This is a genomic window from Fodinicola feengrottensis (genome assembly GCF_010993775.1).
Lineage (GTDB): Bacteria > Actinomycetota > Actinomycetes > Mycobacteriales > HKI-0501 > Fodinicola > Fodinicola feengrottensis.
In genome coordinates, this window is the sequence record NZ_WOTO01000047.1 from 1 (window position 1) to 24,732 (window position 24,732).

Annotated in this window: 27 protein-coding genes and 2 pseudogenes; 9 read left to right on the top strand and 20 right to left on the bottom strand. The window is 66.1% G+C overall.

The genetic code is table 11. The annotated features are described in order from the left end of the window. The 3 genes and pseudogenes from GNX96_RS34180 to GNX96_RS34190 all read left to right on the top strand — a co-directional run. A pseudogene (locus tag GNX96_RS34180) lies at positions 1 to 237 on the top strand (hypothetical protein); the annotation flags it as partial. A gap of 88 nt (positions 238 to 325) precedes the next feature. Further along, positions 326 to 604 (top strand): hypothetical protein, encoded by a 279-nt coding sequence (locus GNX96_RS34185; RefSeq protein ID WP_163572060.1) that lies wholly within the window; start codon positions 326 to 328, stop codon positions 602 to 604. After that, positions 601 to 936: a type II toxin-antitoxin system PemK/MazF family toxin gene (locus tag GNX96_RS34190; RefSeq protein ID WP_163572061.1), complete on the top strand. Its 336-nt coding sequence runs from the start codon at positions 601 to 603 to the stop codon at positions 934 to 936. Before GNX96_RS34185 ends, GNX96_RS34190 begins: the two co-directional genes overlap by 4 nt. A 4-nt stretch (positions 937 to 940) precedes the next feature. Here GNX96_RS34190 and GNX96_RS57265 read toward each other — a convergent pair whose 3' ends face one another. The 5 genes from GNX96_RS57265 to GNX96_RS57275 are packed head-to-tail and all read right to left on the bottom strand — an operon-like array spanning position 941 to position 4,869. Then, the gene (locus tag GNX96_RS57265; protein WP_279582200.1) at positions 941 to 1,255 is read right to left on the bottom strand and encodes a hypothetical protein; all 315 of its coding nucleotides are present in this window, start codon (positions 1,253 to 1,255) and stop codon (positions 941 to 943) included. Beyond that, complete coding sequence (locus GNX96_RS34195) at positions 1,194 to 2,096, bottom strand: SWIM zinc finger family protein (RefSeq protein WP_279582201.1); 903 nt, start codon at positions 2,094 to 2,096, stop codon at positions 1,194 to 1,196. The genes GNX96_RS57265 and GNX96_RS34195 overlap by 62 nt, the downstream gene beginning before the upstream one ends. Next, entirely contained in the window at positions 2,093 to 3,925 is a 1,833-nt protein-coding gene (locus GNX96_RS34200; RefSeq protein ID WP_279582202.1) for a DEAD/DEAH box helicase, read from the bottom strand. The genes GNX96_RS34195 and GNX96_RS34200 overlap by 4 nt, the downstream gene beginning before the upstream one ends. A gap of 51 nt (positions 3,926 to 3,976) precedes the next feature. Further along, the gene (locus tag GNX96_RS57270) at positions 3,977 to 4,477 is read right to left on the bottom strand and encodes a hypothetical protein (RefSeq protein WP_279582203.1); all 501 of its coding nucleotides are present in this window, start codon (positions 4,475 to 4,477) and stop codon (positions 3,977 to 3,979) included. After that, a complete protein-coding gene (locus GNX96_RS57275; RefSeq protein ID WP_279582204.1) occupies positions 4,474 to 4,869 on the bottom strand; it encodes a hypothetical protein in 396 nt (131 codons plus the stop codon). The genes GNX96_RS57270 and GNX96_RS57275 overlap by 4 nt, the downstream gene beginning before the upstream one ends. Before the next feature lie 231 nt (positions 4,870 to 5,100). On the opposite strand from GNX96_RS57275, the gene GNX96_RS34205 reads away from it, so the two are divergent. Together GNX96_RS34205 and GNX96_RS34210 are read left to right on the top strand one after the other, a co-directional pair. Beyond that, positions 5,101 to 5,760 carry a hypothetical protein gene (locus GNX96_RS34205; RefSeq protein ID WP_163572062.1) on the top strand — a complete coding sequence of 220 codons (660 nt, stop codon included), beginning with the start codon at positions 5,101 to 5,103 and terminating at the stop codon, positions 5,758 to 5,760. A gap of 278 nt (positions 5,761 to 6,038) precedes the next feature. After that, the gene (locus tag GNX96_RS34210; protein ID WP_279582205.1) at positions 6,039 to 6,656 is read left to right on the top strand and encodes a hypothetical protein; all 618 of its coding nucleotides are present in this window, start codon (positions 6,039 to 6,041) and stop codon (positions 6,654 to 6,656) included. A 5-nt stretch (positions 6,657 to 6,661) separates the two neighbouring features. On the opposite strand, the gene GNX96_RS34215 is transcribed toward GNX96_RS34210, so the two are convergent. The 10 genes from GNX96_RS34215 to GNX96_RS65520 form a co-directional block, all read right to left on the bottom strand. Then, positions 6,662 to 7,108: a YbaB/EbfC family nucleoid-associated protein gene (locus GNX96_RS34215; protein ID WP_279582206.1), complete on the bottom strand. Its 447-nt coding sequence runs from the start codon at positions 7,106 to 7,108 to the stop codon at positions 6,662 to 6,664. A 64-nt stretch (positions 7,109 to 7,172) separates the two neighbouring features. Next, a complete protein-coding gene (locus GNX96_RS34220) occupies positions 7,173 to 7,601 on the bottom strand; it encodes a YbaB/EbfC family nucleoid-associated protein (protein WP_163572065.1) in 429 nt (142 codons plus the stop codon). Between the two features lie 40 nt (positions 7,602 to 7,641). After that, positions 7,642 to 9,021 carry a S8 family serine peptidase gene (locus GNX96_RS65505; protein ID WP_390624211.1) on the bottom strand — a complete coding sequence of 460 codons (1,380 nt, stop codon included), beginning with the start codon at positions 9,019 to 9,021 and terminating at the stop codon, positions 7,642 to 7,644. A 54-nt stretch (positions 9,022 to 9,075) separates the two neighbouring features. Then, positions 9,076 to 10,377: a hypothetical protein gene (locus tag GNX96_RS34230; protein WP_163572067.1), complete on the bottom strand. Its 1,302-nt coding sequence runs from the start codon at positions 10,375 to 10,377 to the stop codon at positions 9,076 to 9,078. Between the two features lie 154 nt (positions 10,378 to 10,531). Continuing rightward, positions 10,532 to 11,044: a hypothetical protein gene (locus GNX96_RS34235; protein WP_163572068.1), complete on the bottom strand. Its 513-nt coding sequence runs from the start codon at positions 11,042 to 11,044 to the stop codon at positions 10,532 to 10,534. A 179-nt stretch (positions 11,045 to 11,223) separates the two neighbouring features. Then, complete coding sequence (locus GNX96_RS34240) at positions 11,224 to 11,514, bottom strand: WXG100 family type VII secretion target (protein ID WP_163572069.1); 291 nt, start codon at positions 11,512 to 11,514, stop codon at positions 11,224 to 11,226. A 40-nt stretch (positions 11,515 to 11,554) separates the two neighbouring features. Then, positions 11,555 to 11,872 (bottom strand): WXG100 family type VII secretion target, encoded by a 318-nt coding sequence (locus GNX96_RS34245; RefSeq protein WP_163572070.1) that lies wholly within the window; start codon positions 11,870 to 11,872, stop codon positions 11,555 to 11,557. 131 nt (positions 11,873 to 12,003) lie between these two features. Beyond that, positions 12,004 to 13,086, bottom strand: coding sequence for a type VII secretion protein EccCb (gene eccCb / locus GNX96_RS65510; protein ID WP_390624212.1), 1,083 nt, complete (start codon positions 13,084 to 13,086; stop codon positions 12,004 to 12,006). Further along, entirely contained in the window at positions 12,999 to 15,479 is a 2,481-nt protein-coding gene (gene eccCa / locus GNX96_RS65515) for a type VII secretion protein EccCa (RefSeq protein ID WP_390624213.1), read from the bottom strand. The genes eccCb and eccCa overlap by 88 nt, the downstream gene beginning before the upstream one ends. After that, the gene (locus tag GNX96_RS65520) at positions 15,386 to 15,907 is read right to left on the bottom strand and encodes a hypothetical protein (protein WP_390624208.1); all 522 of its coding nucleotides are present in this window, start codon (positions 15,905 to 15,907) and stop codon (positions 15,386 to 15,388) included. Before GNX96_RS65520 ends, eccCa begins: the two co-directional genes overlap by 94 nt. Positions 15,908 to 16,053: 146 nt before the next feature. Between GNX96_RS65520 and GNX96_RS34255 the strand changes: the two genes are divergently transcribed. From GNX96_RS34255 to GNX96_RS57285, 3 genes and pseudogenes are all read left to right on the top strand, one after another. Beyond that, positions 16,054 to 16,470: an EsaB/YukD family protein gene (locus GNX96_RS34255; RefSeq protein ID WP_163572071.1), complete on the top strand. Its 417-nt coding sequence runs from the start codon at positions 16,054 to 16,056 to the stop codon at positions 16,468 to 16,470. Beyond that, a pseudogene (locus GNX96_RS65525) lies at positions 16,356 to 17,090 on the top strand (hypothetical protein); the annotation flags it as partial. The gene GNX96_RS34255 and the pseudogene GNX96_RS65525, both read left to right, overlap by 115 nt. A gap of 52 nt (positions 17,091 to 17,142) precedes the next feature. Further along, positions 17,143 to 17,457, top strand: coding sequence for a hypothetical protein (locus tag GNX96_RS57285; protein WP_279582208.1), 315 nt, complete (start codon positions 17,143 to 17,145; stop codon positions 17,455 to 17,457). On the opposite strand, the gene GNX96_RS57290 is transcribed toward GNX96_RS57285, so the two are convergent. The 5 genes from GNX96_RS57290 to eccE all read right to left on the bottom strand — a co-directional run bounded on the left by GNX96_RS57290 (position 17,454) and on the right by eccE (position 23,121). Continuing rightward, positions 17,454 to 18,164, bottom strand: coding sequence for an MFS transporter (locus GNX96_RS57290; protein WP_279582209.1), 711 nt, complete (start codon positions 18,162 to 18,164; stop codon positions 17,454 to 17,456). The genes GNX96_RS57285 and GNX96_RS57290 overlap by 4 nt on opposite strands. Then, positions 18,068 to 18,946 carry an MFS transporter gene (locus tag GNX96_RS57295; RefSeq protein ID WP_279582210.1) on the bottom strand — a complete coding sequence of 293 codons (879 nt, stop codon included), beginning with the start codon at positions 18,944 to 18,946 and terminating at the stop codon, positions 18,068 to 18,070. Before GNX96_RS57295 ends, GNX96_RS57290 begins: the two co-directional genes overlap by 97 nt. A 40-nt stretch (positions 18,947 to 18,986) precedes the next feature. Beyond that, positions 18,987 to 19,625: an SDR family NAD(P)-dependent oxidoreductase gene (locus tag GNX96_RS34270; protein ID WP_279582211.1), complete on the bottom strand. Its 639-nt coding sequence runs from the start codon at positions 19,623 to 19,625 to the stop codon at positions 18,987 to 18,989. A gap of 569 nt (positions 19,626 to 20,194) precedes the next feature. Further along, positions 20,195 to 21,415 carry a hypothetical protein gene (locus tag GNX96_RS34275; RefSeq protein WP_279582212.1) on the bottom strand — a complete coding sequence of 407 codons (1,221 nt, stop codon included), beginning with the start codon at positions 21,413 to 21,415 and terminating at the stop codon, positions 20,195 to 20,197. A gap of 62 nt (positions 21,416 to 21,477) precedes the next feature. Next, on the bottom strand, positions 21,478 to 23,121 hold the full coding sequence (eccE, locus tag GNX96_RS34280) for a type VII secretion protein EccE (RefSeq protein WP_163572074.1): 1,644 nt from the start codon (positions 23,119 to 23,121) through the stop codon (positions 21,478 to 21,480). Positions 23,122 to 23,264: 143 nt separating this feature from the next. Between eccE and eccB the strand changes: the two genes are divergently transcribed. Further along, entirely contained in the window at positions 23,265 to 24,698 is a 1,434-nt protein-coding gene (gene eccB / locus GNX96_RS34285; protein WP_279582213.1) for a type VII secretion protein EccB, read from the top strand. The last annotated feature ends 34 nt before the right edge of the window (positions 24,699 to 24,732 follow it).

Consider the following 24,732-nt stretch of genomic DNA (forward strand, 5'->3'; position numbering starts at 1 on the left):
TGTCCTGGTATCGCGCGATGGCCCTCAGCACAGAGCGCCCTTTCCCGAGTCACCACCGATCACCTCTGTGTTGCATACGCTGACATCGCCCTCGGTCGGGTCGCCGCCGAGAACACCGCCAGCAAGGTCGCCGGGCCGTACGAATTCATCGAACTCGACGGCGTTGACCACTGGGTCCCCGAACGCGCGCCGGAAGCCGTCGCAGACGCCATCATCAAACAAATCAAAACCAGCTGACCTTTATCCGCAGCGCTGTGGATAAGCACCAAGGCGCAGTCAGCTGACGCTCTACCATCGCGGTATGCAGATAAGTATCCTCGATGGTATGAGTGACACGACGATCAAAGTCGACAGCGGTGTCAGGGACCGCTTACGAGCAGTCGCTCACCGCCGTCACGTCACGCTCGGCGCTCTTCTGGACAGCGTCAGCCGCGACCTGGAGCGCGCCGAGCGGATGAAGGAAATCGCTGAGCAGTACGAGACCTACGCGCGTGAGGACCCGGCTGGCTTTCGTGCCGAGATCTCGGAAAGCCACGATTGGGATCAACTGGCCGGGGACACCCTCCCGCCAGCCCGAAACGAATATCCGGATCTTCAGCGTTGAGCGCCCCGCGACGGGGCGAGATCTGGCTCGCGGACCTGGATCCGACCGCTGACAACGAGGTGGCCGGCCAACGGCCCGTGCTGGTGATGTCGTCCGACGCCTTCCACAACTGGCCCATCCACCTGGCGATCGTGGTGCCGCTGACCACGTCAAGCCGGCCGTTGCGACACCACACGCCGGTGGTCAGCGGCGGCCTCGATCGGCCGAGTGTCGCCCGCCCCGAAGACGTACGATCCATCACCACGCGCCGCTTCACCCGGCGGCTCGGCGTCGCGGACCCCAGCAGCGTCGAAACCGTCGCGGACAGCCTTCGCGATTTCCTTGAGCTTTAGCCACCTAGTCGTTGTCGATCAGGTCGGTGGGGTCGTCGGCGGCTGGGCCGTCCACGTCCCAGCCGGCGGGTGACTTGAGCAGCCGATACCACCGGCCGTCCCGGCCCAGCCGGAGCTGGACATCACCGCAGGTCACCCGGTTGCGTTGGGCCCGGGCCGCACCACCCCACTCGGTCATCGCCAGCCGCGCCGGCTCCAGCAGCAGCGGGTTGGGCTGCCACTCGTCCCTGACGACGTGGACTCCGCCAGCGCCCGCCTCACGCCACCCAATCGCCCATCTGACCAGTGTCTTGGGCGGCAGCGACATGCGTTTGGCCAACGCCGGCAACTCGGCGTTGCCCAGCATCCCGGCGGCCCGGCGCGCCAGGTCGACCTCGGTTTCCACCGCCAGCCCACCATCGGCCAGTCCGGTCGCGAGTTCCCACGCACGGGAAGCCGCGTCGGCCGCGAGCGCAGATAACAACGCCACCGTCACCCGGCTTTCCAACGGCGGATCCAGCGGCAGCGGCGCCGGCTGGCCCGGTGTCGATGGCGGCAACTGCGGAGCTGGCAACGCCGGCAGGTCGCCCCTGTCGTGCGTACGCCTGCCGCGCATTGACTCCGGTCGGCCCGGCCGGCCCGCTGGACTTCGCTTCGCGGCCCCGCCTGGCCCTGAGCGCGGCGAGGATCTCCTCGCGGGACCGGCCGCGGAGCATCAGCAGCGCGAACGGGTCGGCGTCCACTGCATCGGACACCAGATAGCACACTGCGGCCGCGTGTTTGCACAGGTCAGCCCAGTCCGGGCAGGAACATTTCGGACGGATTTCGCCGGCGCCAGGCAGCAGGTCGCAGCCGGCGTCCTCGATGTCCTTGACCACCTCGGCCGGCAACTCACCGTCCAGCAGCGCGGCCAGCCGGCCGACCTGTGTCGAGATCGAGGCGACCACCCGCTCCCAGTCCTTGTGGTCAAAAGTCGCAACCCGGATCACCACTTTGTACGGCAGGGCACGCCGGCCCTGCACCAAAGCGGTGACCTCACCGCGGCCGACGGTGAGGCCACTGACCGTGTTCTGGCGCGCGTACGTCCGCCCGCGCGGCAACCTGTTGCGGTCCAGCCAGGCTCGCTCCTCCAGCGCGTACACCCACTGTTTTCCCCACCAGGTCTGGCCAAATCGCCTCATGCCCGCACCTCGACTTCTTCGCCCAGCCGTACGAGATCGGCCAACTCGTCATTGGACAGCTCGCTCAGCCAGGTCTCACCACCGCCCACCACCGCGTCCGCGAGGGCACGTTTGCCTTTCAGCAACACGTCGATCCGATCCTCCACGGTGCCTTCGGCGATCAGCCGGTGCACCTGGACCGGCTTGTCCTGGCCGATCCGATAAGCCCGGTCGGTCGCCTGGTCCTCCACCGCCGGATTCCACCAGCGGTCGAAATGGATAACGTGACTCGCGCGGGTCAAATTCAGCCCGACCCCGCCAGCTTTGAGTGACAGCAGGAAAACCGGCGCCAGACCGTCCTGGAACCGCTGGACCATCACGTCCCGCTGCGTCGCACTTGTCTGGCCGTGCAGGAAAATCGTCCCGATGCCACGACCAGCCAGATGTGTCTCCAACAGCCGGCACATTTCCACGTACTGACTGAAGATCAGCACCGACTCGCCGGCCGCGGTAATCACCTCCAGCAGCTCGTCCAACGCGGCGAGCTTTCCGGACCGGCCGGCCACCGGGCCCTTTTCGTGCAGGTAATGCGCTGGGTGATTGCACACCTGTTTGAGCGCGGTCAGCAACTTCAGCACCAGCCCGCGCCGAGCGATGCCCTCGGCCTGCTCGATCTCGGCCATCGTCTCCTCCACGACGGCTTTGTAGAGCGTCGCCTGCTCGGTGGTCAGCGACACGATCTGGTCAGTCTCGGTCTTGGGCGGCAGCTCCGGCGCAATGCCCGGGTCGGTTTTCTTGCGTCGCAAAAGAAAAGGTCGGACGATCCGGGCCAGCCGCTCGGTCGCCTGCTGGTCGCGATAACGCTCCACCGGGATCGCGATGCTCTTTCGGAAGCCATCCAGCGAGCCCAGCAGCCCTGGCGTTGTCCAGTCCAGGATGGCCCAGAGCTCGCTCAGTCGGTTCTCCACCGGCGTACCCGTCAGCGCCAACCGTGCCTGCGCCGGGATCTTGCGGATCGCTTTGGCCGTACGCGACAACGGATTCTTGGCATGCTGCGCCTCGTCCGCGGCCACCACGCCCCAGTCGACATGGGCGAGCGCATCCGCGTCTCGGCGTACGACACCGTAACTGGCCAGCACCACCTCATCTTTGGCCAGCTCGTCGAGGTGTCGCAGACCGCCGTGATAGCGCCGCACCGGCACGTCCGGCGCGAATTTCGCGAGCTCTCTTTCCCAGTTTCCCAACAGCGAGGTCGGGCAGATCACCAGCGTCGGCAGCGGCTGCCGAGCCCGCCGATGCAGGTGCAGCGCGATCAGCTGGATGGTCTTGCCCAGCCCCATGTCGTCAGCCAGGCAGCCACCCAGGCCGAGGTCTGTCATTGCCGCCAGCCAGGCGAGACCACGTTTTTTTTGGTACGGCCGAAGGGTTGCTTTCAGGTCCGCCGGCACCTCGATGGCCTGCTTGTCCACAGTGGACAGCCGATGAACGAGGGCGGCGATCTGCGGCGGAGCACTGAACTCGACCTGCTCGCCGTCGATGTCGATCTCACCGGTCAGCGCCGCCGTCAACGCCTCCAGCCCAGTCAACGTCCGGTCCTGCCGGCGGCGCAGCCGGGCCAGCAGTGCCCGGTCCACTTTCACCCAACGGCCTCGCAGCCGTATCAGCGAACGCTTCGCATCGGCGAGCGCAGCGATTTCAGCCTCCGTCAGCGTCTCTCCACCGAGCGTGGGCTGCCAGGAGAACCGCAGCAGTGTGGCCATGCCGAGGCCGCCGTGTCCGTCTCTCGGCCCGGCGCGGGCGTCGCGGTGGCCTTCATCTTCATCTCGTCGGCCACCAAGTTGGCCGGCCACAGCACGTCGATGCCTGCGCTCGCGAGCTGCTCGGCACCCCGGTCAAAGAGGTCATCGACGGCGTCGTCGTCCAGGTCGATCGCGGTCGGTCGGACTCGCCTGCGCCAACACTGCCGCCAACGGCGGCCATGCGCGCGCTCCTGCCCGCAACGCCAGCAGCAAGTCCGTGTCGGCATTCTCGCCGAACCGCGCCAGCACTGCCGGCGGTGCGTGCCACAGTTGCGCCGCGTCCAGCCCCAGGCTCGGGTCCGCCACGCTCCGCAGCTGCACGACCGCTTGGCACGGATCGTCAAACGCGGTCGGCAGCTCCAGCCGCAACACCACCCGCACGCCGGCTTTTTCCGACTGCTCCACCGCATCGAGCCAGTCCGTCGGCCCCGAGACCTCGACCGGTTCATGCGCGGTGAAAGCCGGCGCGCCCATCGCGGTGGCGGCGCCAGCGGTGCGTACGAACGCGTCGGCGAGCGCGTCCCAGAACAGTCGCACCAGCTCGTCCGGCGCATACACCCGCAGCGGCCGGCTGCCCGGAATCGGCACCGCATGCGCGGTCACCGGCATCGCCTTCGCCAGCTGCGCCAACCACACTGCACATCGGCCGGATCCAGGGGCCCGGCCCGCCAACTGCCATAGCCCTCGCTCGTACGCGCCGGAAGCAGCCGCCCCCGGGCCAGCAACCCCACGCCAGCCAAGGCCGCCGCCGACCAGGCCTGCACGGACCGACTCGCTTCGTCGCTATCTCGCAGAAGCGCCGGCAGCGCCTCCTGGACCGGCATCATCCGCGCCGGCACCCGCCTTCGCCGCACCCCAGCGCCATGCGGGAGCACGAGCTCGACCTCCTGGTGCCCCTTGGCCGCCTCGCCCCAGAACGCCACCTGCCCAGCCCGCGGCACCCCACCCGGCTCCGCCGGCAGGAACACAGCCTCAACCGCACTCGTCAAACTCACCCCACGACGGTAACCAGCCACCCCGACAAAACCGCGCCGCACATGCCACCCGGCCGTTGCTCCACTGCGAGTTCGGCTGACACTCCAGCCAATCAGGACAATCTGCCAGCATTCGTGGCGACGGATTTACTTCCGCTGATATCGTGACTTGGACGACCCAGGATCCGAGAGAAGATACACGTTCGGTGACGAAATATCGGCGTTCTGGGTCTCAGACAACGGGGAGTAATTGTGACCACGAACGACGATGGCTATGCGGGCCTCACAGACCCGGACACCACTGGGATCGGCCGGGGAATATCCATCCCGACCGCTCGCCCGCAGCAACCAACCAGCCCGTACGAACCGCCGGGGGGTTTTCCACCACTCCCGTCAGATTCGAGCGACCAGTCCCGCGGCCGTGGCGCCGGTGATGGCGTCGAGTCGCAGAACCCGCTGCACAGCGGTCAGCGGTCCAGCCCGTACGGGTCTCGCGGCTACGCTAACGACCCGTCTGGCGCCGGTGGACCCGGCGATATTTCGCCGAGTCCAGACGGTGGCGGCGGTCCCCCACCATCAGGATCTGGTAGTGGCGCCAATAGCGGCGGAAGCGGCGGCAGTGGTGTTCAATTCGACCCTGACGGCATTGCCCAACATGGTGACGACCTCGTCAATCAGCTCGGTCCATTGCTGGAACAAGCCAAAGCTGGTCTGGAAAAGGCGGAGCTGGGCAGCGAGGATTTCAGCATTGACGGGGTTCTGCTGAGTAGCTGCTATCCGGGAGCCCACGAATACTGGCTCAAAGAAGTGGACTGGATTGTCGAGGAGCTTGGGAAGCTCCAGGGCGCGCTTCACCAGGTCGCCCAGTCATGGAGTTCGGCAGAGGACCACAGCACCGTACGAACCCGGTAGCTCGTCCGGCGCCACTTCCACCTGCCCACTCGTATTCGCCAGGAGACCAGCAGACATGTCTAACGTTCTGGACGTCGGGAAACCTATCAACACTGCCGCGCAGGCGGTCGTGGGTGTTTGTTGCACCCTCCTCCCCGCGGCCATTCCGCTTATTTTTATGTTCGAGGCTGGAAGCGGAGAGCCAGGAAAGGTCTTCGAGGGTGGTGAGAACTGGCGTCACGCCGGAGAGCGCCTGGATATCTTCACCAGGACAGGACCTGACACAACTGGTCTCGGGTGTGCCTGAGTCGACCTGGCAGGGCCTCGATCGGGACGACTATGAAAAGAAGACCAAGGAACTCGCGGCAGTTGTCGAAACAAGCGGCATCGGCCTGCAGGTCAGCGGAGTCGCGCTCGATGCTGCGGGGCTGGCCATTTTCGCATGGGACATATTCTGCGCCGGTATTTCTCTCACAGTCCTTACTATCGCACTGGAAGTTGCAGCAGCCGATGCAGAGACGCTCGGAGCGGCCGAGGCAGCCGGCAACGAGCTTATCGAGGCGCTTTTGGGGGTCGTGGAAGCCGCCGAACTCATCTACGTCGGAATCTTGGGGCTGCCAGGAGCGGTCCTGCAAGGATTGGCCGTTGGGGGTGCGGTAGGTCAGGCTCTCGTGACTGGCGACACCACCTCACTTGCCAACCTCACTCAGGCCGAGGTGGACTCCATTCCTGAAGTGCTTCAGGCATCCGCCTCATATGTCACCGACGGAGCCAAAACCAGAGCCATCAGAGAGGGCACCCGCTACGAAAAGCCGGACGAGTCGGAACCAGGCAGTGGCCACGGCGGAGAGAACCATGGCTCGTCTGGATCCAACGAAGGCGAGAACAGTCCAGAGCCGCCGTCCGGCGAAGACTAGGGCGCCTATTTCCTGAGTTTCGACTGAGCCTCACGCAGTCGAGCGGTTGCGGCATCCGTGTCGCTGGCGAACCTTTCGTAAGATTCGCGGACCTTCGCGCGAGTCGCTTGAAGATTCGACGACGATCCGACGTCGCCGCGTACCTCGGCTCCCAGTTCTTTCAGGACGTCGCTCGCCTTTAGGCGCAGATCGCCCTGGGCGGCACGTACCGTCGAGATGACGCTCTCGGACAATTCCTCCGGCCGCTTGCGCATCATCCGCGGATGAATTTTCAGCGCTCGTACGCCATCCACGCTTGTATATTCCACCGAAACCAAGCCATCGTCCGACTCTGCCCGCCCCACCAGATCTTTACTTCGGTCGCGCACTGTCTCCAGCAAACGCAACCGCTCTTTCATGTCATGAAGAAGGTGTTCTGTTTCCGCGTTGGAATATCCCTGGAGATCCGCCACAACATCACCTTTCACCCTGCGATCGATCGGTCGAATTCGCTAACTACCGGTCCGGTCCGTGTCCCTACGCGGACGGTCCTGGACTCTGTTTGCGGCCCGGTGCTCTGTTGGCCGTACGTGTGAGTTGAGCGAGCGACTCCTCGAGGCGTTGCCGCACAGCAGCCCGATCGAACTTCTCTTCACGCTTGGGGAGCATGTCTTTCGCAAGCGCAGTGGTCTTGTCTCGCAGGTCCGAAGTGGCCGCCCGAATCGTCGCCACTATCGCCTCGGACAATTCCTGTGACTGCATCTGCATCGCGCGCGGATCGATCTTCAAGGTCGTGAGGCCATCGGTCGCTCCGTACTCGACAGTCACCCGACCGTCTTTGGATTCAGCTTTGCCCACGAGTTCCTTCGTACGCTCCTGGAACTCACCTACCTTTTCCAGGCGCTTGTCGGCATCAGCAAGGATCTGCTCCGCCTCAGCGTGTGAGACTCCATCAAACCCAGTCACATCTTCCCCGTTCCTAGTGAATTCGCGGCCTACATTTCCGCTAGCTACTCGGTGGCCCTGCCGTAGGCCCACCTGCGCTCGGTGGCGATCCGCCGGTCGGCGGCCACATGGTGGTCGCCGATGACGGACCACCAGACCCGGAAGGATAGCCACCTGGCGGCGGACCTGACCCCACCGGCGGCGGCGGAAACCCTCCCGGCCCGTACGACCCCGACGAACCCAAGCCCCGACGTCTCCGGCGACCAGAGGAAACCAACACCACGACAAGAACAACCACCGCGACCAAAACGAACAGAAGACAAACACCGCCAACTACCCACAACCACACCGGCACCCCGCCGCCACTTCTCGAACCAGACCCACTACCAGTCCCCGGCGACGCCTGTTGACTACCACCAGCCGCAGGCGATTGACCATCCTGCCCAGGGCCGATCAACGGATTACCCGACACCGGAGCAACGTTCTCAGTCAACGCCTCCACCGGATGCACCGTCCCAAAACCAAAATACGGATCCCGCCCCTTCGGCCCCTGATCAACCGCAGTCCTAATCAAACGATTGATCACATTCGCCGCATCCAAACTCGGATACTTAGACCGCACCAACGCCACCACACCCGAAACAATCGCCGTCGCCGAACTCGTACCGTCAGAAGTCGCGATTCCGTTTGCATACACTCGGGTTGGTACTGGAGCGACGATATGCACGGACGGTGCTGATAGAACAACTTCCGGACCATGCGCTGATCCGGACCAGAAATTTGCCTTCTCATCAACGCCCGAGACCGCGACTACACCGGGCAACGCGGCCAGGCCGGAGACAGCCGGACCCGTGGACTTGACGTTGCCCACGCCGGCTACAACCACGACGTCTCGACTTTGAGCATATCGCACAGCCTCCGCTAAATCAGCCGGAACATACCCTGGAAAACCGATTGAGATATTCTCTATCTTTGCTCCGTGGTCAGCTCCCCATCGAATTCCCTGTGCGATATTGCTATCCGAGCTAATAGCAGATTCCGGGACTGCGATAGGCAAGATCGTCGCCCCCGGCGCGACTCCCAGCTCAGTCATCTCGTTCGCGCCTGTACCAGCGATAATTCCAGCCATCTGGGTTCCGTGGCCAACACTGCTAGTGTCGACAGTACCCATTGGGCTCGACGATAGGCCAAATTCAGTTCCAGCTAGGAGGCGGCCTGACAGAGCCGGCACGCTGGAATCGCAGCCACTGTCGATCACTGCTACAACCACACCCTGTCCATTGGCGACTTGCTGGGCAGCTTGGATGTGCAGTACGTCGAGGTACCACTGGCCTTGACGCAAGGTCGCACCTGAAGCCGTGAACGGCACTGATCCAACAACAGCACTTACCAAGACCAGGCACAGGAGGAGTCTGCCGACGCCTCCTCGCGTTACTCGCATAGCCGTACTCAATCGCCCGCTCCGTCAAGCTCCGCGCCCTGGTCGCCCGTCGTGCTAGGTACCAAGAACTGACCGTGGAGCATCCCCTTCACCACCCCATACATCGTCATCTTCATACAACCACCCAGTTGGGGAACCTTGTTCGTCTTCCTTTTCTCCATTCCCTTTGGCGCGCCCTGAGGAGAGCAAATTCGAACCCTTCCTACGGCCGTCGGCCTGCCCAGCCGAACCAGTACCGCCCCGCCCTACTCCAGCAAGTCCGGCGGATGTCGGGGTCACCTCACGCCCAGTCGACCCACCGCCGGGAATCCCGCTGGACGCTCCAGCTCCCGCGAAAGGTGAGGTACCGGGAGTCGAAAGAGGCCCCCTCCCAGTTCCTGCGCTCGCTCCACCGAGACCCCCACCGCCACCACCCGCTCCAGCAAGACCGCCGCCAGACGGCGGGGATCCCACACCCTTGAGGCCTACTCCGTCACCGGCTGGGGGTGTTGACCCGGTCAAATGATCTCCTGGCTTGAACGGATCTGTAGCGCCCAGCTTGCCTCCGTCGAAAGAACCGGCACCAGATCCTTTGGGCAGATGTCCAGCACCGAAGCCACCCCCACCAGTTGGTGACGGGAGCCCGCCGGACCCACCTCCGCCCGATCCAATCCCGGACGCTCCACCAGTTGGGCTGACACCCGTCTGGTAAGGATTCGTGCTGTCCGTAATAGCAGACGGTAATGCCGTCGAGGAGACAGTGGGGATGCTGTCGGCGACTGGGGATGTGTTGGTGTTGACCTGGTTGTAGATCTTGCGGGCCTCGGCGGTGTGGATGTTGAGGTTGTTCTCCACCCAGTTCTCCACGTCACCTACCCCGGGGATCTTGGAAGCCAGGGAGAACGCGCGCGGAGCCAAGTCCAGGAAAACCTGCCGGAAAGCACCGTCGGCGACATGGGTATGAGCCTGCCGCGCCTCGATGATGTCACCAACCATCGTCGGAGGAATCGGCATCGACTCCTGCGCAGCGGCGAGATACCCAGCAGCGGACTGCAGCGCAAGCCCAACCCCGCCATTGGCGTTGGCGTTCTCCAGGACCGAATCCAGGTCAGTCGCCAGCGTCGTGACGTGCTTCGCGTACGCATCATAAGCCGCACCAGACCACACCCTGTTTGTCTTCAGTTCAACGACGTGCTTCTTCAAAGCCGTCGACACCTCACCGAGGTTCTTCAACAACGCGGTCCAGCCGTGGCCGGCCTCCGCCACATCCCCCGGCCAACCATCAACCACCACCTGGTTGACCATCGTCTCCCAATCAGCGGCGAAACCAGAACCATCCACCTTGTGACCAGGCTCAGGGGACACCGCCGCACGCACGCCACTACCCGACGCTTGTCCTGTGTACGGCTGCGGAGCAGACGGAGCTCCAGCCGACGAGGTGCTCCCCGTAGGCCGGGAATTCCCTGCGGATGTGTCACTCGTTGAAGGCTGACCGCTACCAGCTTGGCGCCGCCAGTATCGAAATTGCCCATCAGTTCGACACCTTCCCATCGCCGGTGTCATAACTCGAACCTGACGGTGAAACAGAAGCACCGCTTGGGGAAGCACCAGACCCACCGCCGGTGAACAACGAGTCAATGTCGTTGGCATTGGCGGCATTCAGAGCTTCGGTCGTCTTGTAGTTCGCGATGATTTGATTGGTCGCACTGACCGCCGTCCCCAACTGCGTCACCATACTGTTCAACTGGGCCGAGACAGCACCGTCGATACCGACAACCTGATTGAAGACACGAATACCCGGCGGAAAGGTGCCGGTTTTGGGCTGAGACTGGTCGATCCCGAGCTGAGTTCGAAGATGCGAGATTGACGCATTCAACTGACCCACATACGTCTGTACGTTGGTCAGCCAGCCAGGAACCTTCGACATTGCGTCCAGGTTGACCTCGATGCTGCCGGAGCCGCTGGGTGTGGACGGTACGCCGTCGTTGCTCGTTTTCCCCTTGCCTGGGGGTGAATGCGGGTACCGAGCCAGGGTCTGGATCATGCGGTGGGGTGAAAAGGTCCTTGCCGGCGCCAAGAAGCGGATCCCCGTTGTCGCCCTTGTTGGGTAAATGAATGTAGCCCGACTCTGTCATCGCGAGCCCCCGTGGGTGGTGGTGAAAGATCGATGGCCCCGCCCCGAGCGGAGTCGGGCGGGGCCATCGAGCGCGTACGTGGGATGGGCTAGCCGAACATGCCCTTGTTGGCGGATTCGGTGGCCTGGTAGTTGTCGTTGGCGACCGAGACCGCGGTGCCGATCTGGTTCAGGATGGACGCCATCCCGTTGATGGCCTGGTCGAACTGGGCCTGCTGCGCTTGGTAGCTCTGCGACGCGGAACCCTGCCAGTTGTCGGCGAAGTTCTTCACAAAGCGGCGCAGGTCTTCGGCCTGCTGGGTGATCTGGTTCCAGGCGCCCTGAATGTCGAGGTGCGCGCTCTGCAGTGCCTCGTACTGAACCTTTACTGCGTCTGACATCGGGAAAACCTCAATCTTCGAATAGTCAGGGAATCAGGGGTCAGGACGCGCCCAGCGAGCCCATGATCTTGTTGAAGGTCGAGTGCTCCTGGTCTTCGGCCGCGTTGTACGTCGAACCGGCCTGGTCCAGCAGTTGGGCGATGTTTTCCAGCGCGGTGTTCAGCTTCTGCTGATCGGCGGTCCAGGTGGCGTGCAGGTTGTGGAACGCTGCCGCCGCCTTTCCGGCCCACTGGCCCTGCAGGCCCTCGAGCTTGTTCCCCAATGTGGTGATCTCGGTTTGCAGGTCTTGCGACACCTGCCGGACGTGGGCTGACGCTTGTGCGTGGGCGCCCTCGGTATAACCGTAGCCACCTGACATCTTTCACCCCGTTCTGAGTTCCTGACTGGCCGGGCATATGCCGGCCCGAACGCGGATAACCTTACACGAGGTGGACAACCGATTGCAGTCGTTTGTCCACACCAAGCGGCCTCATCAGCGGATTCATGCGGCTAACTCGGCGGTGTGTACGCGAGCTGAACCAACTGAACACCGTCTTTACGGCGCACCATCGTGCCGCGACCCGGCGGTTGCTGCGAAGGCCGTACGTTGCCTAGAAGAGCGCCTTCGTCGCGTTGTCCGGCCATCACGATTCCAGGGCTGCCAATCTCCTTTATTCGCTGCATCACTGGCTCGTAGATCGATCTGCCGGCACCGCCGCTGCGGCGCGCGATGATCAGGTGCAGGCCGATGTCCTGCGCCTGCGGAATGAACTCCAGCAATGCCGAGATCGGGTTTCCGGACGGGGTGACCACCAGGTCGTAATCGTCGACAACGACGTAAAGATCTGGTCCAGACCACCAACTCCGGTTCCGCAACTGCTCGGCGGTGAGATCTGGCCCCGGAAGCCGCTGGGTCATGGCCGCTTTTACGTCTTTGATCATCGATTGCAGTGACGTGCTTGAGGCCGCGTAGCCGATCACGTGATCGGTTTCGACCGTGCCCAGCAGACTGCGACGATAGTCGGCTATCAGAATGCGGGCCTCGTCTGGCCTGTGCCGCGCGACCAATCCGGTCAGCACGTGGCGTAGGAAAGACGATTTCCCGCATTCGGAGTCGCCGAACACCACGAAATGCGAATCGCTCCTGAAATCCAGGAAAACCGGCCGCAGCTGCGACTCGTTGATCCCGATGGGCAACCCACCGGGGTCGGTGAGCGGTGGCAGTTCCGCGGCCGAAAGCAGGGTGGGAAGCAGTCGTACGCGCGGTGCGGCCTCGTGTTTCCATGCCTGGCGTACGCGTGCGACCAGGTCAGTGACGCCCTCGCTGAGATCGTCGGCCGAACGGCTGCTGTCGATACGCGGCAGCGCGGCGAGGAAATGCAGTTTCTCGCGGGAAAGTCCACGGCCCGGGTTACCGGCCGGTACGTTCACCGCGACCCGCCGGTCGATCGCCGAATCGGACGGATCGCCGAGCCGCAGCTCCAATCGAGTCCCCAGCAGGTCGCTCAGCGCCGGACGCATCTCCATCCAGCGCGCCACCGAAATGACCACGTGTACGCCGTACCCGAGACCACGTGCGGCGATTTGAGTAATGGCCTGCTCAAGATCCTCGTACTCCTGCCGAACCGTGCCCCCCATCCGTCCACGATCAGGAAAACATCACCGAACGGATCATCGGTGATTTCGCCAGCGGCTCGCCGCCGGCGGTACGTGGACATCGAGTCCACACCCAGTTCGGCGAACCGCTTTTCCCGATCGTCCAGAACGGTGCTCACCTCGGCGACAACCCGCCGGATCACCTCAGCGTCGGTACGACTCGCCACCCCGCCAACATGCGGGAGGTCGCGCAGGCCGGCGAAAGTGCCGCCACCGAAGTCGAGGACGAAGAACTGCGCCTCGCGCGGCGTGTGGCTGAGCGCCAGCGAGCAGAGCAGCGAGCGAAGCAGGGTGCTCTTGCCACTGCGCGGGCCGCCGGCCACCACCACGTGTCCCTCAGCGCCTTCCAGCCGCGCCCAGAGCACGTCACGGCGCTGCTCGAACGGCCGGTCAATGATGCCAACCGGCACGGTGAGCCGGCCGAGCCCCGCCCAACCGGCCGGACACAGCCCGCGGTCCGGATCCTCCTGCAGGTCCGGCATCAGCTGGTCCAGCGCGGGAGGTTCGCCGAGCGGCGGGAGCCAGACCTGGTGGGCCGGCGGGCCCTGGCCGGCCAGCCGACGGACGATGACATCGAGCAGGCTGTCGCCGATGGCGTCCTCGTCGCGGGTCGGCATCGGCATCGGTGTGCTGTCGTCGGCGCTGCCCTGCACCGGTGCCAGCGTGTACGGGACAACCTGACGCGCGGCGGCGGCCACCCGGCCAGCCGACGGCGCCTCGCCGGGATCGCGATAGAGCCCGGAAACGTATGCGGCCCGGAACCGGATCATCGTCTGGGTGTCGATTTTCAGATAACCGTGCCCAGGCGCGGACGGCAGTTCGTACGCGTCCGGAACACCCAGGACGATCCGCGACTCGACCGCAGAAAAGGTGCGCAGCCCGATCCGGTACGACAAATGGGTGTCCAGACCTCGGAGTTTCCCTTCCTCCAACCGCTGGGATGCCAGCAACAAATGCACGGCCAGCGATCGACCCAACCGTCCGATCTGCACGAACAGGTCGATGAAATCGGGTTTTGCCGACAACAGCTCAGAAAATTCGTCGCACACGATCAGCAGGCTGGGCAGCGGGGCGAGGTCGGCACCGGCGAGGCGGGCACGTTCATAGTCGCGTACGGACGAATAGTTCCCGGCGGACCGCAGAAGTTCCTGGCGGCGGACCAACTCGCCATTCAACGCGTCCTGCATCCGGTCAACCAGGTGCAACTCCTCGGCGAGGTTGGTGATGACCGCGGAAGTGTGCGGCAGGTTCACCAAAGGCGCGAAGGTCGCGCCGCCTTTGAAGTCGACAAGGACAAAATTCAGGGTCTCGGACGAATGGGTGATGGCCAGTCCGGAAACGAGCGTACGCAGCAGTTCGGACTTCCCGGAACCGGTGGCGCCGATCAGCAGGCCGTGCGGGCCCATGCCCTCCTGCGCCGACTCCTTGAAATCCAGGTCGACCGCGATGCCGTCCGGGTTCAGGCCGATCGGGATCCGCAACCGGTCCCGGTTCGGCCGCGGCCGCCAGGTGAGGGTCGGATCGATGGCGCCGGCGTCACCGATGGCCAGCAGGTCGGGCAGCTCGGTGGCGACCGACAGCGGCTCGTCGGCGTTCGCGGTCTGGCTGATCCGGTACGGCGCGAGTTGTCGCGCCAGGCCGTCCGCCTGCGATTTCGACAGCAGGTCGGGAGCCCCGATGGAGGAGGAGCCGTTTCGGCTGACGATCGAGATGGCGTCGTCGTCGATGCGCAGCACCAAAGTGGAGCGGGTGACATCGCGCGGGACGACGCCGGAGAGGTCGATGACCGTACTGCCCTGCAATCCCGCGCCCAGCAGCTGACAGTCGCCGCTCACCTCGCCACCGTCGAGGATGACCAGCAGATGCGGCTGGTCCTTGACCGGCGGGTTGTTTGGCGAGTGCCGCGACCGGCCGGCGAGCAGTTCGTCGAACTCGGTCTCCAGCTCCTCCAACGTCTCGGCGACCCGGCGGCTCGGGCCGGCGTTGTCCGGCCGGCCGGACCGCAACGCGTGCGGCAGCCACTTGATCCAGTCCCAGTCGCCCCACCGGTCGTACGGCGCGCAGACCGAAACCCACAGGTCGTCCGGCGAGTGGAACGAGGCCGCCTGGCCGAGCAGCGAGCGTACGAGCGCCAACGCCCGCGCGCGATCACCTTGTACGACAATGCGGCCGAACGCGCGCAGGGACAGCGCGACCGGCAGTTCTGGAACCGTCGTATAGCTGCGAACAAAACGCCTCAGCGCAATCGCCGCCATCGGCTCCAAGTCCTCGACCGGCTTGGTTTCCGGCGTGACCAACTGGATCGCGAGGCGCTGCGGCCCGACCGCGATCCGAAGCTCGCCGAAGTCGTCGTCACCGACCGGCGCTCCCAAAGCCGCCGGCCGGCGACCACCGACCACAGCGCATCCGGCGACGGATGGCGCCAGGTCAGCGACTCGCGCTGCTGCTTGGCGGCACGGCGTACCTGCCGGCGAATTTGGGCCAGATAACGCATGTAGTCGCGGCGCTCGGCATTCAACTCCGCCTTTTCCTGCGCGCCACCGCCGCCGGCGCCGCCGAGGAAGGCACCGATCATCGACACGCCCAGCAACCCGCCGGCGATGTACGTGACTGGACCACCTCCGCGGCCGGCGTAGAGAAACGCCACCGCGCCGACCCCGGCGATCGCCGGCAGGATCATCAGCAGCCGGCCGAGCCCCTTGGGCAACACCTCCGGCAGCTCCGGCGGTGATTCCAACAGGATTTCACCGCGCGGCATCGGTGGACCGTGCCGGCGCGGAGGGCGCCGAAACAGAACAGTCGCCACTGCAAAGCCTCCCCGTGTGCGGCCGTGGACTCAACCGCAATCCGCGCCATCGTATGTAGTCTGCCTACGATTCGGGAGACACGGGGAGGAACCAAATCATGGCGGTGGCGGCTTCCGGGCTCTGCAGGGTGACTGTGTGTGGTGCCCCTCGTACCCGCATCGACCTGGCACTTCCCGAGGAAGTGCCGCTGGCCGAGCTGGTGCCCACCTTGCTGCGATATGCCGGCGAGGACATGATCGACGCCGGCTCGGCACACGGCGGGTGGGCGCTGTCCCGGCTCGGCGCGCCGCCGTTGGACACCGGGCGCAGTTGCGTGCAACTGGAAATTCGGGACGGCGAGCAGCTGCATTTCACCCCCCGCGGTCGGCGGCACCGCCGGAGGCGGTTTTCGACGACGTGGTGGACGCGATCGCCACCGCCACGAACAGTCGCAGCGGCCGCTGGAATGCCCGCGCGAGCCGTGTCGTCGGGTTGGTCGCTGGTACGGCCGGATTGCTGCTCGCCGCCGCGGTGATCGCCACCGCCGGTCCGCCGGAATTCCTCGGCGCGTCCGTGGCGGGGTTAATCGCACTCGTGCTTTTTGGTGCGGGCGCAGCGTTTTCCCGCGCACTTTCAGACGCTCGTACGGGCGCGATTCTGGGCGGGCTGGCCATTGTTTACGCATTCCTGGCCGGTCTGCTGGCCCTGGGCGGCGGCCGTACGATCAGCCAACTCGGGGCGCCCCACGCGCTGGTCGGCTTCACGCTGATGACAGTGATGACCGTGCTGGTCGCGCTCACGGTGGCCGACCATGTACCAACCTTCGTGACGCTGGCGATCGCCGGCCTCTTTGGCGTGGTCGGGTCCACGATGGTGGTGCTGACGCCGGCCACCGGAGCCGGGGTGGCGGCGGTCGCCGCCGCCGTGGCGTTTGCCGCCGCCGCGCCCGCGCTGCCGTTGCTCTCGTTCCGGCTGGCCCGGCTGCCGATGCCGGCGATTCCGACCGGTCCGGAAGACCTGAAAACGGACACCGACTCGGTGCCCGGCCAGCAGGTGCTGCGCCGCAGCGAACTGGCCGACCGCTATTTCGTCGGCCTCCTGGTCGCCACCGCGTTGATCACCGGGCTCGCCGAGATTTTGCTGGTGCTGGAAGGAAGTGTCTTCGGCTGGTCTCTTTGTGCGGTGATGGCGCTGGTGTTGCTTGCTGATGCGTACGCGCGTGCTTATGAGCGTTCGTCAACGACTCCCGCTGCTGATCGCCAGCCTCGGCGGACTCGTGCTGCTGGCCGTCGGCTTCGCGGCCGCCGGCGGCCTGGTCATCCGGCTGGCGGCCGTTGTCGGCGGAGTTCTCGCCGTCGTCGTGATCGCGCTGCTGTCCGGCCTGGTGATCCCGGGCCGCCGATTCTCGCCGTTCTGGGGACGCGCCCTGGACATCATCGAGGTGCTGCTGGTGGTCGCGATCGTGCCGCTCGCGATCGGAGTTCTGGGCCTCTATTCGTACGTCCGCGGCCTCACCGGCTAACAATCACCGTCACAGCGCGACAGGGACAGCGGGATGCGGGTCGGGGTCGGCGGTTTGGGTTTGCCGGCCGGCAGAATGACACCGCAAATGAGGGCTCCGACGGCGAAGATCGCGCTGCAGCACCAAAACGCGAAGGTGTAGCTGTGGATCGCGCCAGCGGTTTGGACGAGCGGACTGCTGGTGTCCTTGCCGGCCAAATAGCGGGTGAGGGCGGAGGCGGCCAGGGAGTTGAGCAGGGCGATGCCGATGGAACCGCCGATCTGCTGCGCGGTGTTGAGGGTCGCTGAGGCAATGCCAGAATCGGTTTCGGCCAGGCCGGTGGTTCCGGCGTTCATCGCCGGAGCCATGGTGGCGCCGACCCCGAAACCGAAGAGCATCAGCGGGCCGAGGAGGCCTCCGACGTACGAGCTGCCCGGGCCGATGCCGGTGAGCCAGGCCATGCCGGCAGCCGCGATGAGCATGCCCGCCGGCACCGGGACCTTCGCGCCAAAGCGTGGGTAGAGCTGGGTGGTGCAGAGGCCGCCGGCGAGGACCAGGGTGGCGACCATCGGCAGGAACGCGACACCGGTCATGACCGGCGAAAACCGCAGGATCTCCTGCATGTAGTAGTTCAGGAACAGGAAGGCGCCGAACAGACCGATCCCGCCGATGAAGATCGCCAGGTTGGAGCCGCCGCGGGCGCGGTCCAGGAGTACGCGCAGCGGCAACAGTGGCTGCTTTGCGCGGGTCTGCCACCAGGCAAACAGGGGGCGAGCAGTAGTACGCCCGCGGCCAGGAATCCCCAGGTGTTCGGGTCGCTCCAGGAGTGGGATTCGACGTTGGCGAAGCCGTACACGATGCCGAACATGCCCGCCGAGGCGATGAGTGCTCCGGGGATGTCGAGCGTGGGCCGGTCGGTGATCTTGGCCTGGCGGGGCACCAGAATGGCGACGCCGACCAGCGCCACGGCACTGATGCCGACGTTGACGTAGAGCGTGAAGCGCCAGTTGAGGAACTGGGTGAGCAGGCCGCCGAGCAGCATGCCAACGGCCGCGCCAGAACCCCGCGACACCGCCGACACACGGCGAAGGCGGTGGCGCGTTCCTTGGCCTCGGTGAAGGTCGTCGAGAGCAGCGAGCGAGAGCGCGGCGGGAGCGAGCATCGCGCCGGCCAGTCCCTGCAGCGCGCGGGCGGTGACTAGAACCCCGAAAGAGGGCGCGGCGCCACCGAGAGCGGACGCCGCGGCGAAGCCCACCAGTCCGATCAAGAGCATCGTCCGGCGCCCGACCAGGTCGCTGACCCGGCCGAACAGCAGCAGCATGCTGCCGAAGGCGAGCGAGTACGCGGTGACGATCCACTGCCGGTCGCCGAGCGAGAAGCCAAGATCGTGTTGGGCGTTGGGCAGGGCGATGTTGACGATGGTGACGTCGAGTACGTCCATCAACTGAGCCAGGCAGATGACCACCAGGATCCACCAGCGTACAGAGCTTGTCGTTCGCACTTCAGTCATTTCTTTCTCACTTTGTTTACGCGAGGGCAGTGTGAGCTGGTCAGAGCACCGGCTTGCGGTCGACGAAGAGCTGTCCGGTCGGTCCGTCGGCACCGAGAGTCGCGGCCCAGACGATGTCGTTGGCGCTGTCCACGGCCGGCCGATCAGTCTCGTCGACGCGTTCGGGGTGAGTGGCGGTGTTGCCCGGGTCGACGGCATTGACCAGGATCGGAGTGTCTTTCAACGCGCGGCCGAGCACGCCGGTCAGGGCGTTGAGCAGGTATTTGGCCATCGCGTACGCCGGGGAGCGCATCGGCTCGCCGAGGTCGAGGCCGACAGCGACCTGCTGCGCGGCCAGGCTGGAGACGTTCACGATCCGGGCCGCCGGGGCCGCGGTCAGCAGCGGGAGCAGCGCCTGGGTCAGGGCCCACGGGCCGATCACCGAAACTTCCAGCGCGGAGCGTACGACGTCCATGTCGGCGTCCAGCGCGGAAAGGACCCGGTAGTCGGGCATCCCGCTGGCGTTGTTGACCAGTGCGTCGAGGTGGCCGAAGGTCTGAGTGACGTAACTGCCGGCCTCGTCCATGCTGGCCTGGTCGGCCAGGTCCAGGCGCAGGGCGGTCGCCGCGTACCCGTCTTCGCGCAGCCGCTCGGCCAGCGGTTTCGGCCGCTGCGAGGTCGCGTGCGGCGAGGATGACATGAAAATCGAGTTCAGCGAATCGCCGGGCGACAGCGAAGCCTAGTCCGGCCTCGCGGCTAACTCCGGTGATCAGAGCGGTCTTGGTCATGGGGGTCCTTCTACGGTTGCGAACATCGTTACGAACTAAGTTCTACTCAACGAACTAAGTTCGTGTCAATGTGTAGTGAGCCAGCTGACCTTTACTCTCCAGCAACACTGGGCGTTGTACGCGACCGCACGTTCGTAGACTGTTGACCGTTCGTAGAATTAACAGCCCGACAGTTTTCGTGCCATTGGACAGCCCCTCGGCTCATCGACCGCGGAACAATGTCCCGCACTCGACACCGAGTGCGGGGGTTTTGTGCCGCACTCAACGACCAAGACCACAGCAAACCCAGGTGCGGCGCAAAACTGTCGTACCCACCCCCAAAAATCACCCCCACCCAGTGACGGGTGGGGGGCGGGTTCGAGGACCAATGTTCAACCAAAAATTAAGGTCCACCTCTCAACCCACCCCCCGCCCGTTCAAAGGGAGGGGGAAAGAAAAACAGACACCTACGACAATTTCGCGCCGCTACGGCTTGTCGCGGCTAAACCAGCCACACAGTTTTCCATCCACCCCCCGCCCGCGCGGCGCACGTAGGCCGCCCACGTTCGCGCGGCGACCGGAGGTCGCCCAGGTTCGTGGCGGTGGGGTGCCCGGTTTTTTTTGGGCGCACCGGCGACGCTAACCGGACGCGCCGCCGCAGGAACTGCGGCCAGAGCCACTGCGGTGGGGTGCCCGCCCTTTGGGCACCCCGGCGACGCGAACACCTTCGCGCCGCGGCAGGAACTGCCGCCATAAACTCAACCGCGGCGGGGTGGGCCGAAGGCTTCGCGTTCGATGGGGGTCGCGTTGACCCAGAGGTAGCGCGTCGGCGCCGCCGCCGAGCAGGGCCAGCATGTCGTCGTGCATGGCCTGCATCAGGCCGGCGGTTTGGCTGGTCAGGCGCAGGACAGCGCCGGCGGCGGGATGACTCGGCCGGCGAGAGGCGTTGCATCAGGACCAGGTCCGAGTCGGCGACCGCGCCGAAGCCGAAGGCGGACAGTTCTGGCAGCACGGTCAGCCGGGTCTGCCAGGGGCCGAGGCCGGAGGCGAGGGGGGCCGGCGACGGGCCGGAGTCGTTGACGACGAGTACGGGGGCCGAGGCCGAGCCAGGTGCGACGGCCATTGGCGCGGTCTGGACCACCTCGACGCGGTCGTCGAAGCCGGTGGCCCATTTTCCCCAGCCCTGCCACGCGCCGGGGCGCTGAGTCTGGATGACGATCCGGGCGCCGACGCCGAGTGCGCGCAGCAGCATCAGGCGAGTCACCCACAGGCCACCGATCAGCGTGAGCCGGGTGGACTGCTCCCGGAACAACCGGATGGCCACCGGCCGCGACTCGACATCAGCACCGAGGATCACCCCGGACGGGTCGACGGGCAGTTCAAGACGATCCAGCTCAGCGGTGGCCAGCCCGTGAGCAGGCAGATCGGCACCGGCTGGTGGTCCGAGGTCGACGCTCGGCTCGGTCTCCGGGCCGCCGACGGGCCGCACACCCCGCCCATAGACCGTCCCGCGAGAGGACGGCACGCCCGAGACGACACCAGCCGAGACCGGGCCGGTCGAGACCAGCGTCCCCGAGCCCGGCCGGTTGCTGACCCCGAGGCCGGACGCTGGACCAAAGCCGCCGGACACCGACCCGACACCGGAAACTGGCGCCGCGCCTGACGAAACCGCACCAGACGCGGACGTACGCACCGGACCTGAGGTCGGTGCCGTGCCTGACACTGGAGCCAGCGCAGGGCCACGGCTGGAAGAGACCGGGGCGACAGCAGGCGGCGCTCCAGGACCTACGGCACCAGAACGTGCCGGACCTGGGGGGGTACCGGCGGCCGACCGGACTGCGGCCCGGAAGCGGGACCAGCCGGCTGACCAGAGTGCGGGCCGGCCGGTGGGAGCGGAGGTGGACCGGAAGCGGGACCAGACGCCCCTGAGGGGACCGGGGGCGGACCCGCCGCGGCGGACGGCGGCGGCGCGCCCCACCGACTCGGGTGACCAGGCGGAGCAGTTGACGGCCACGGCGGTGACCCCGGCGCCGAACCGGTCGGTCCCAACGGACTGGACGTACCCGACTGCGGCCCAGCAGAACCGACTGGCTCGTACGGACCGCCAACACCGGACGAACCAGTCGGCCGGTACGGACCGACAGGACGGCCAGGGCCCGCAGGGATGGGAGGGACCGGCGGTGGCCCCACGGCCCCCTGATCGGCTCCCCCGTGTGGTCCGGTCATCGCACTCCACCCCCGGTTGGTGCGGCCGCGTACATGGCGGCCGCTTGTTGCCCTTGCAGCAGCCGGAGCCGGCAACCGGCCTGCCCGGCCGGCACTCTTCGCGGCCGCGACAGCGGCCGGCAAGGCAGCCGGCAGCGCAGCCACCCGCAACAGCGTACGAAGCGACACCGTGCCGTCGTCGGAGTCGTCCAACGACACCGACAGCGTGGTCATCGCCGCTGGTACGCGCGCTAGTACGGACAACAGGCCGGGCACCCCGGGGCGCTGCTCGGGCCACCGGGTGACGGCCAGTGACGCGTACGCCACGCCGTCCGCCAACAACCGGTCCCAGCCTTCGTCGATCCTTGCGTCCTGGGTGGTCGGCGCGGCGTCCAGGCCGGTGCAGCGGGCCAACGCCTCGGTCAGCCCCACGGTGTCCAGGATCCGGTACTCGATGCCGGCGCTGGCCAGCACCTTCGCGACCCGCCCGACGATGGCGGCCAGTGCCTTGCCGACGCCGTTCGGGCCGCCGCCACGGCTCGCGGCGGCGTCCGCGGCGGCCGGCGCGGGCAGCCGGACGGCGACCCAGGTGTGCCGCTGGGCGGCGACCGCGGCGGCGCCGGGCAAGTCCTGATACGACACGAAAGCCGGGCAACCAGCGGGCAGTGACGTGGTCGGCGCTGGTACGGCATGAGTGACGACCTGCAGGCGGGCGCCGCGCAGGCCGCCTTCCGAGAGCACCGCGGTCAGCTCGGCGATCGGCAGCATCCCGGCACCCAGCCCGTTGAGGCCGCCGGTGTTGACGACCGCGACCGCGGCGAACCAGCCGTCCGCATCCGACGCGATGCCAACCCGCTGCATCCGGTCGGCCACATCTCGTACGACCAGCGCCGGGGCCAGCTCGGTCAACGCCCGCAGCCGGTGGTCGGCGATGTTCGGCCGGGACCGGCGCCGGCGGCGGGTGGCCAGCCGCCAACGCAGCACCACGGTCTCGAACAGCCAACGGCCACCGACCGGGGTGAAGGTGGCAACCAGCACCAGCAGCGCGACCACCGCACCGACGGCCAGTCCGATGAGCCCGAAGCCCATCCCGACCAGGACTGCGGCGGCGGCGATCTGGAGCGCGACGACCTGGCCAACCAGGACCGCGCCGAGGCGGCCGCGGCGGGCTCGTACGACCGGGCGCATCGCAGCGCCGGCGACCGGCCCCGGCGGTGCTCCCACCCGGGCCGCGCCCCGGGCCGCGCGGCTGCGGGGTGGGAATGAGTGACATGAGGCCGTATTGTAGGGGGGCGCTCGCTCGGCTGATGGAGCGGGAAGACACCGGAAGACATAATTCAACTGCCGGCACGGGGGTGCGGGAAAACGTGCGTTCACGCCGAGAACAGCTGCAGGCGTACAGGTTCGTCACCCGGCGGATTGGCTCCGCCCTGCTTTGCGGTGAACCGGAAAGCAATGACCTGCCGATGCGCCGGTTGGGATTGTCCGTCTTCGGCTCGGTGATGATCGCGGTGTTGGCGGTGGCCGCCGTTGGCGTCATCGGTTTCCTCAACCCGTCCGGCAACACCAGCTGGAAGAACGAACAGTCGATCACCATCGAGAAGGAAACCGGCAGCCGGCTCGTCTACCAGCAGGGCAAACTCCATCCAGCGCTGAATTTCACCTCCGCGCTGTTGGCCGTCGGCCAGCCGAATCCGACGATCAACACGGTTTCCCGCAATTCCCTCGCCGGCGTACCGCGCGGCGATTCTTTCGGCATCCCGGGCGCGCCGGATTCGCTGCCCAGCAGCGAACAACTCGTCAACGCGCCATGGACAGTCTGCACCGGCAACGACGTGTCTGACGTCGACTCGCAGTTGTACGTCGGAGTGGCGATTGGCCTGTCGGCCGGCGGCAAGCCGCTGGGCGACTCCGGGGTGTTGGTCTCACCGCAGGGCAGTCAGGAGCTTTACCTGCTCTGGCACGGCGAACGGTTGCGGGTGCCAAACGCATATGGCGAGCGCGCCGCGCTGGGCTGGGCGAGCGCCGAAGTCGTGCAGGTCGGCGCAGCTTTCCTGAATGCCGTGCCAGCCGGCCCCGACCTGGTGGAACCGACCATCGCGAACAACGGCCAGCCGGGACCGGCGATTGAGGGGACACCGACCAAGATCGGTCAGGTCTTTCAGATCGGTACGACCGCCCAGTATTTGACGGTCCTCCCGGACGGCCTCGCGCCGCTCGGGGAAACCGCGGCCAAACTCCTGCTCGGCGGCCGAACCCCGACTTCCCTTGATCCCAGTACGTACGCGCAACACCATTCCAGCACCGCCGAGCAGGTCCCCACCGGCTATCCGGACGCCGTGCCGCGGCTGGAAGCGATGATGAACGGCCCGACCGCGAGCGTTTGCGCGATGCTGCCAAAATCCGGGCTGCCAAAATCCGGACTGTCCACCTCCGGCGGCAATACCGTTCAGTTGTTCGCTGTCAGCTCCACACCGGCCGGCTTCAGCAGCCAGAATTCGACCGCATCGGCGACAAACTCGGCCGAGCCGACCGCGAATCGGATCGTTGTCCCAGGCGGTCGCGGCGCGATCGTACGCGACTTGCCCGCCACTGGTGTCACCACCGGCACGCTTTATTTGATCACCGACACCGGAATGCGCTTTCCGATCGGTTCGCCGGCGGATCTGGCCGCGCTGGGATACACCGGGGTGGATCCGCAACTGGTACCGACCAATGTGCTCAGCCTGTTGCCGACCGGTCCGACGCTGTCCGCCGCGGCCGCCCGGAATCCCGCTACCACCAGTGCGAATAACCGGTAGCCGTTTTTTTTCCGCTGGTTGACCAGCGAATGTG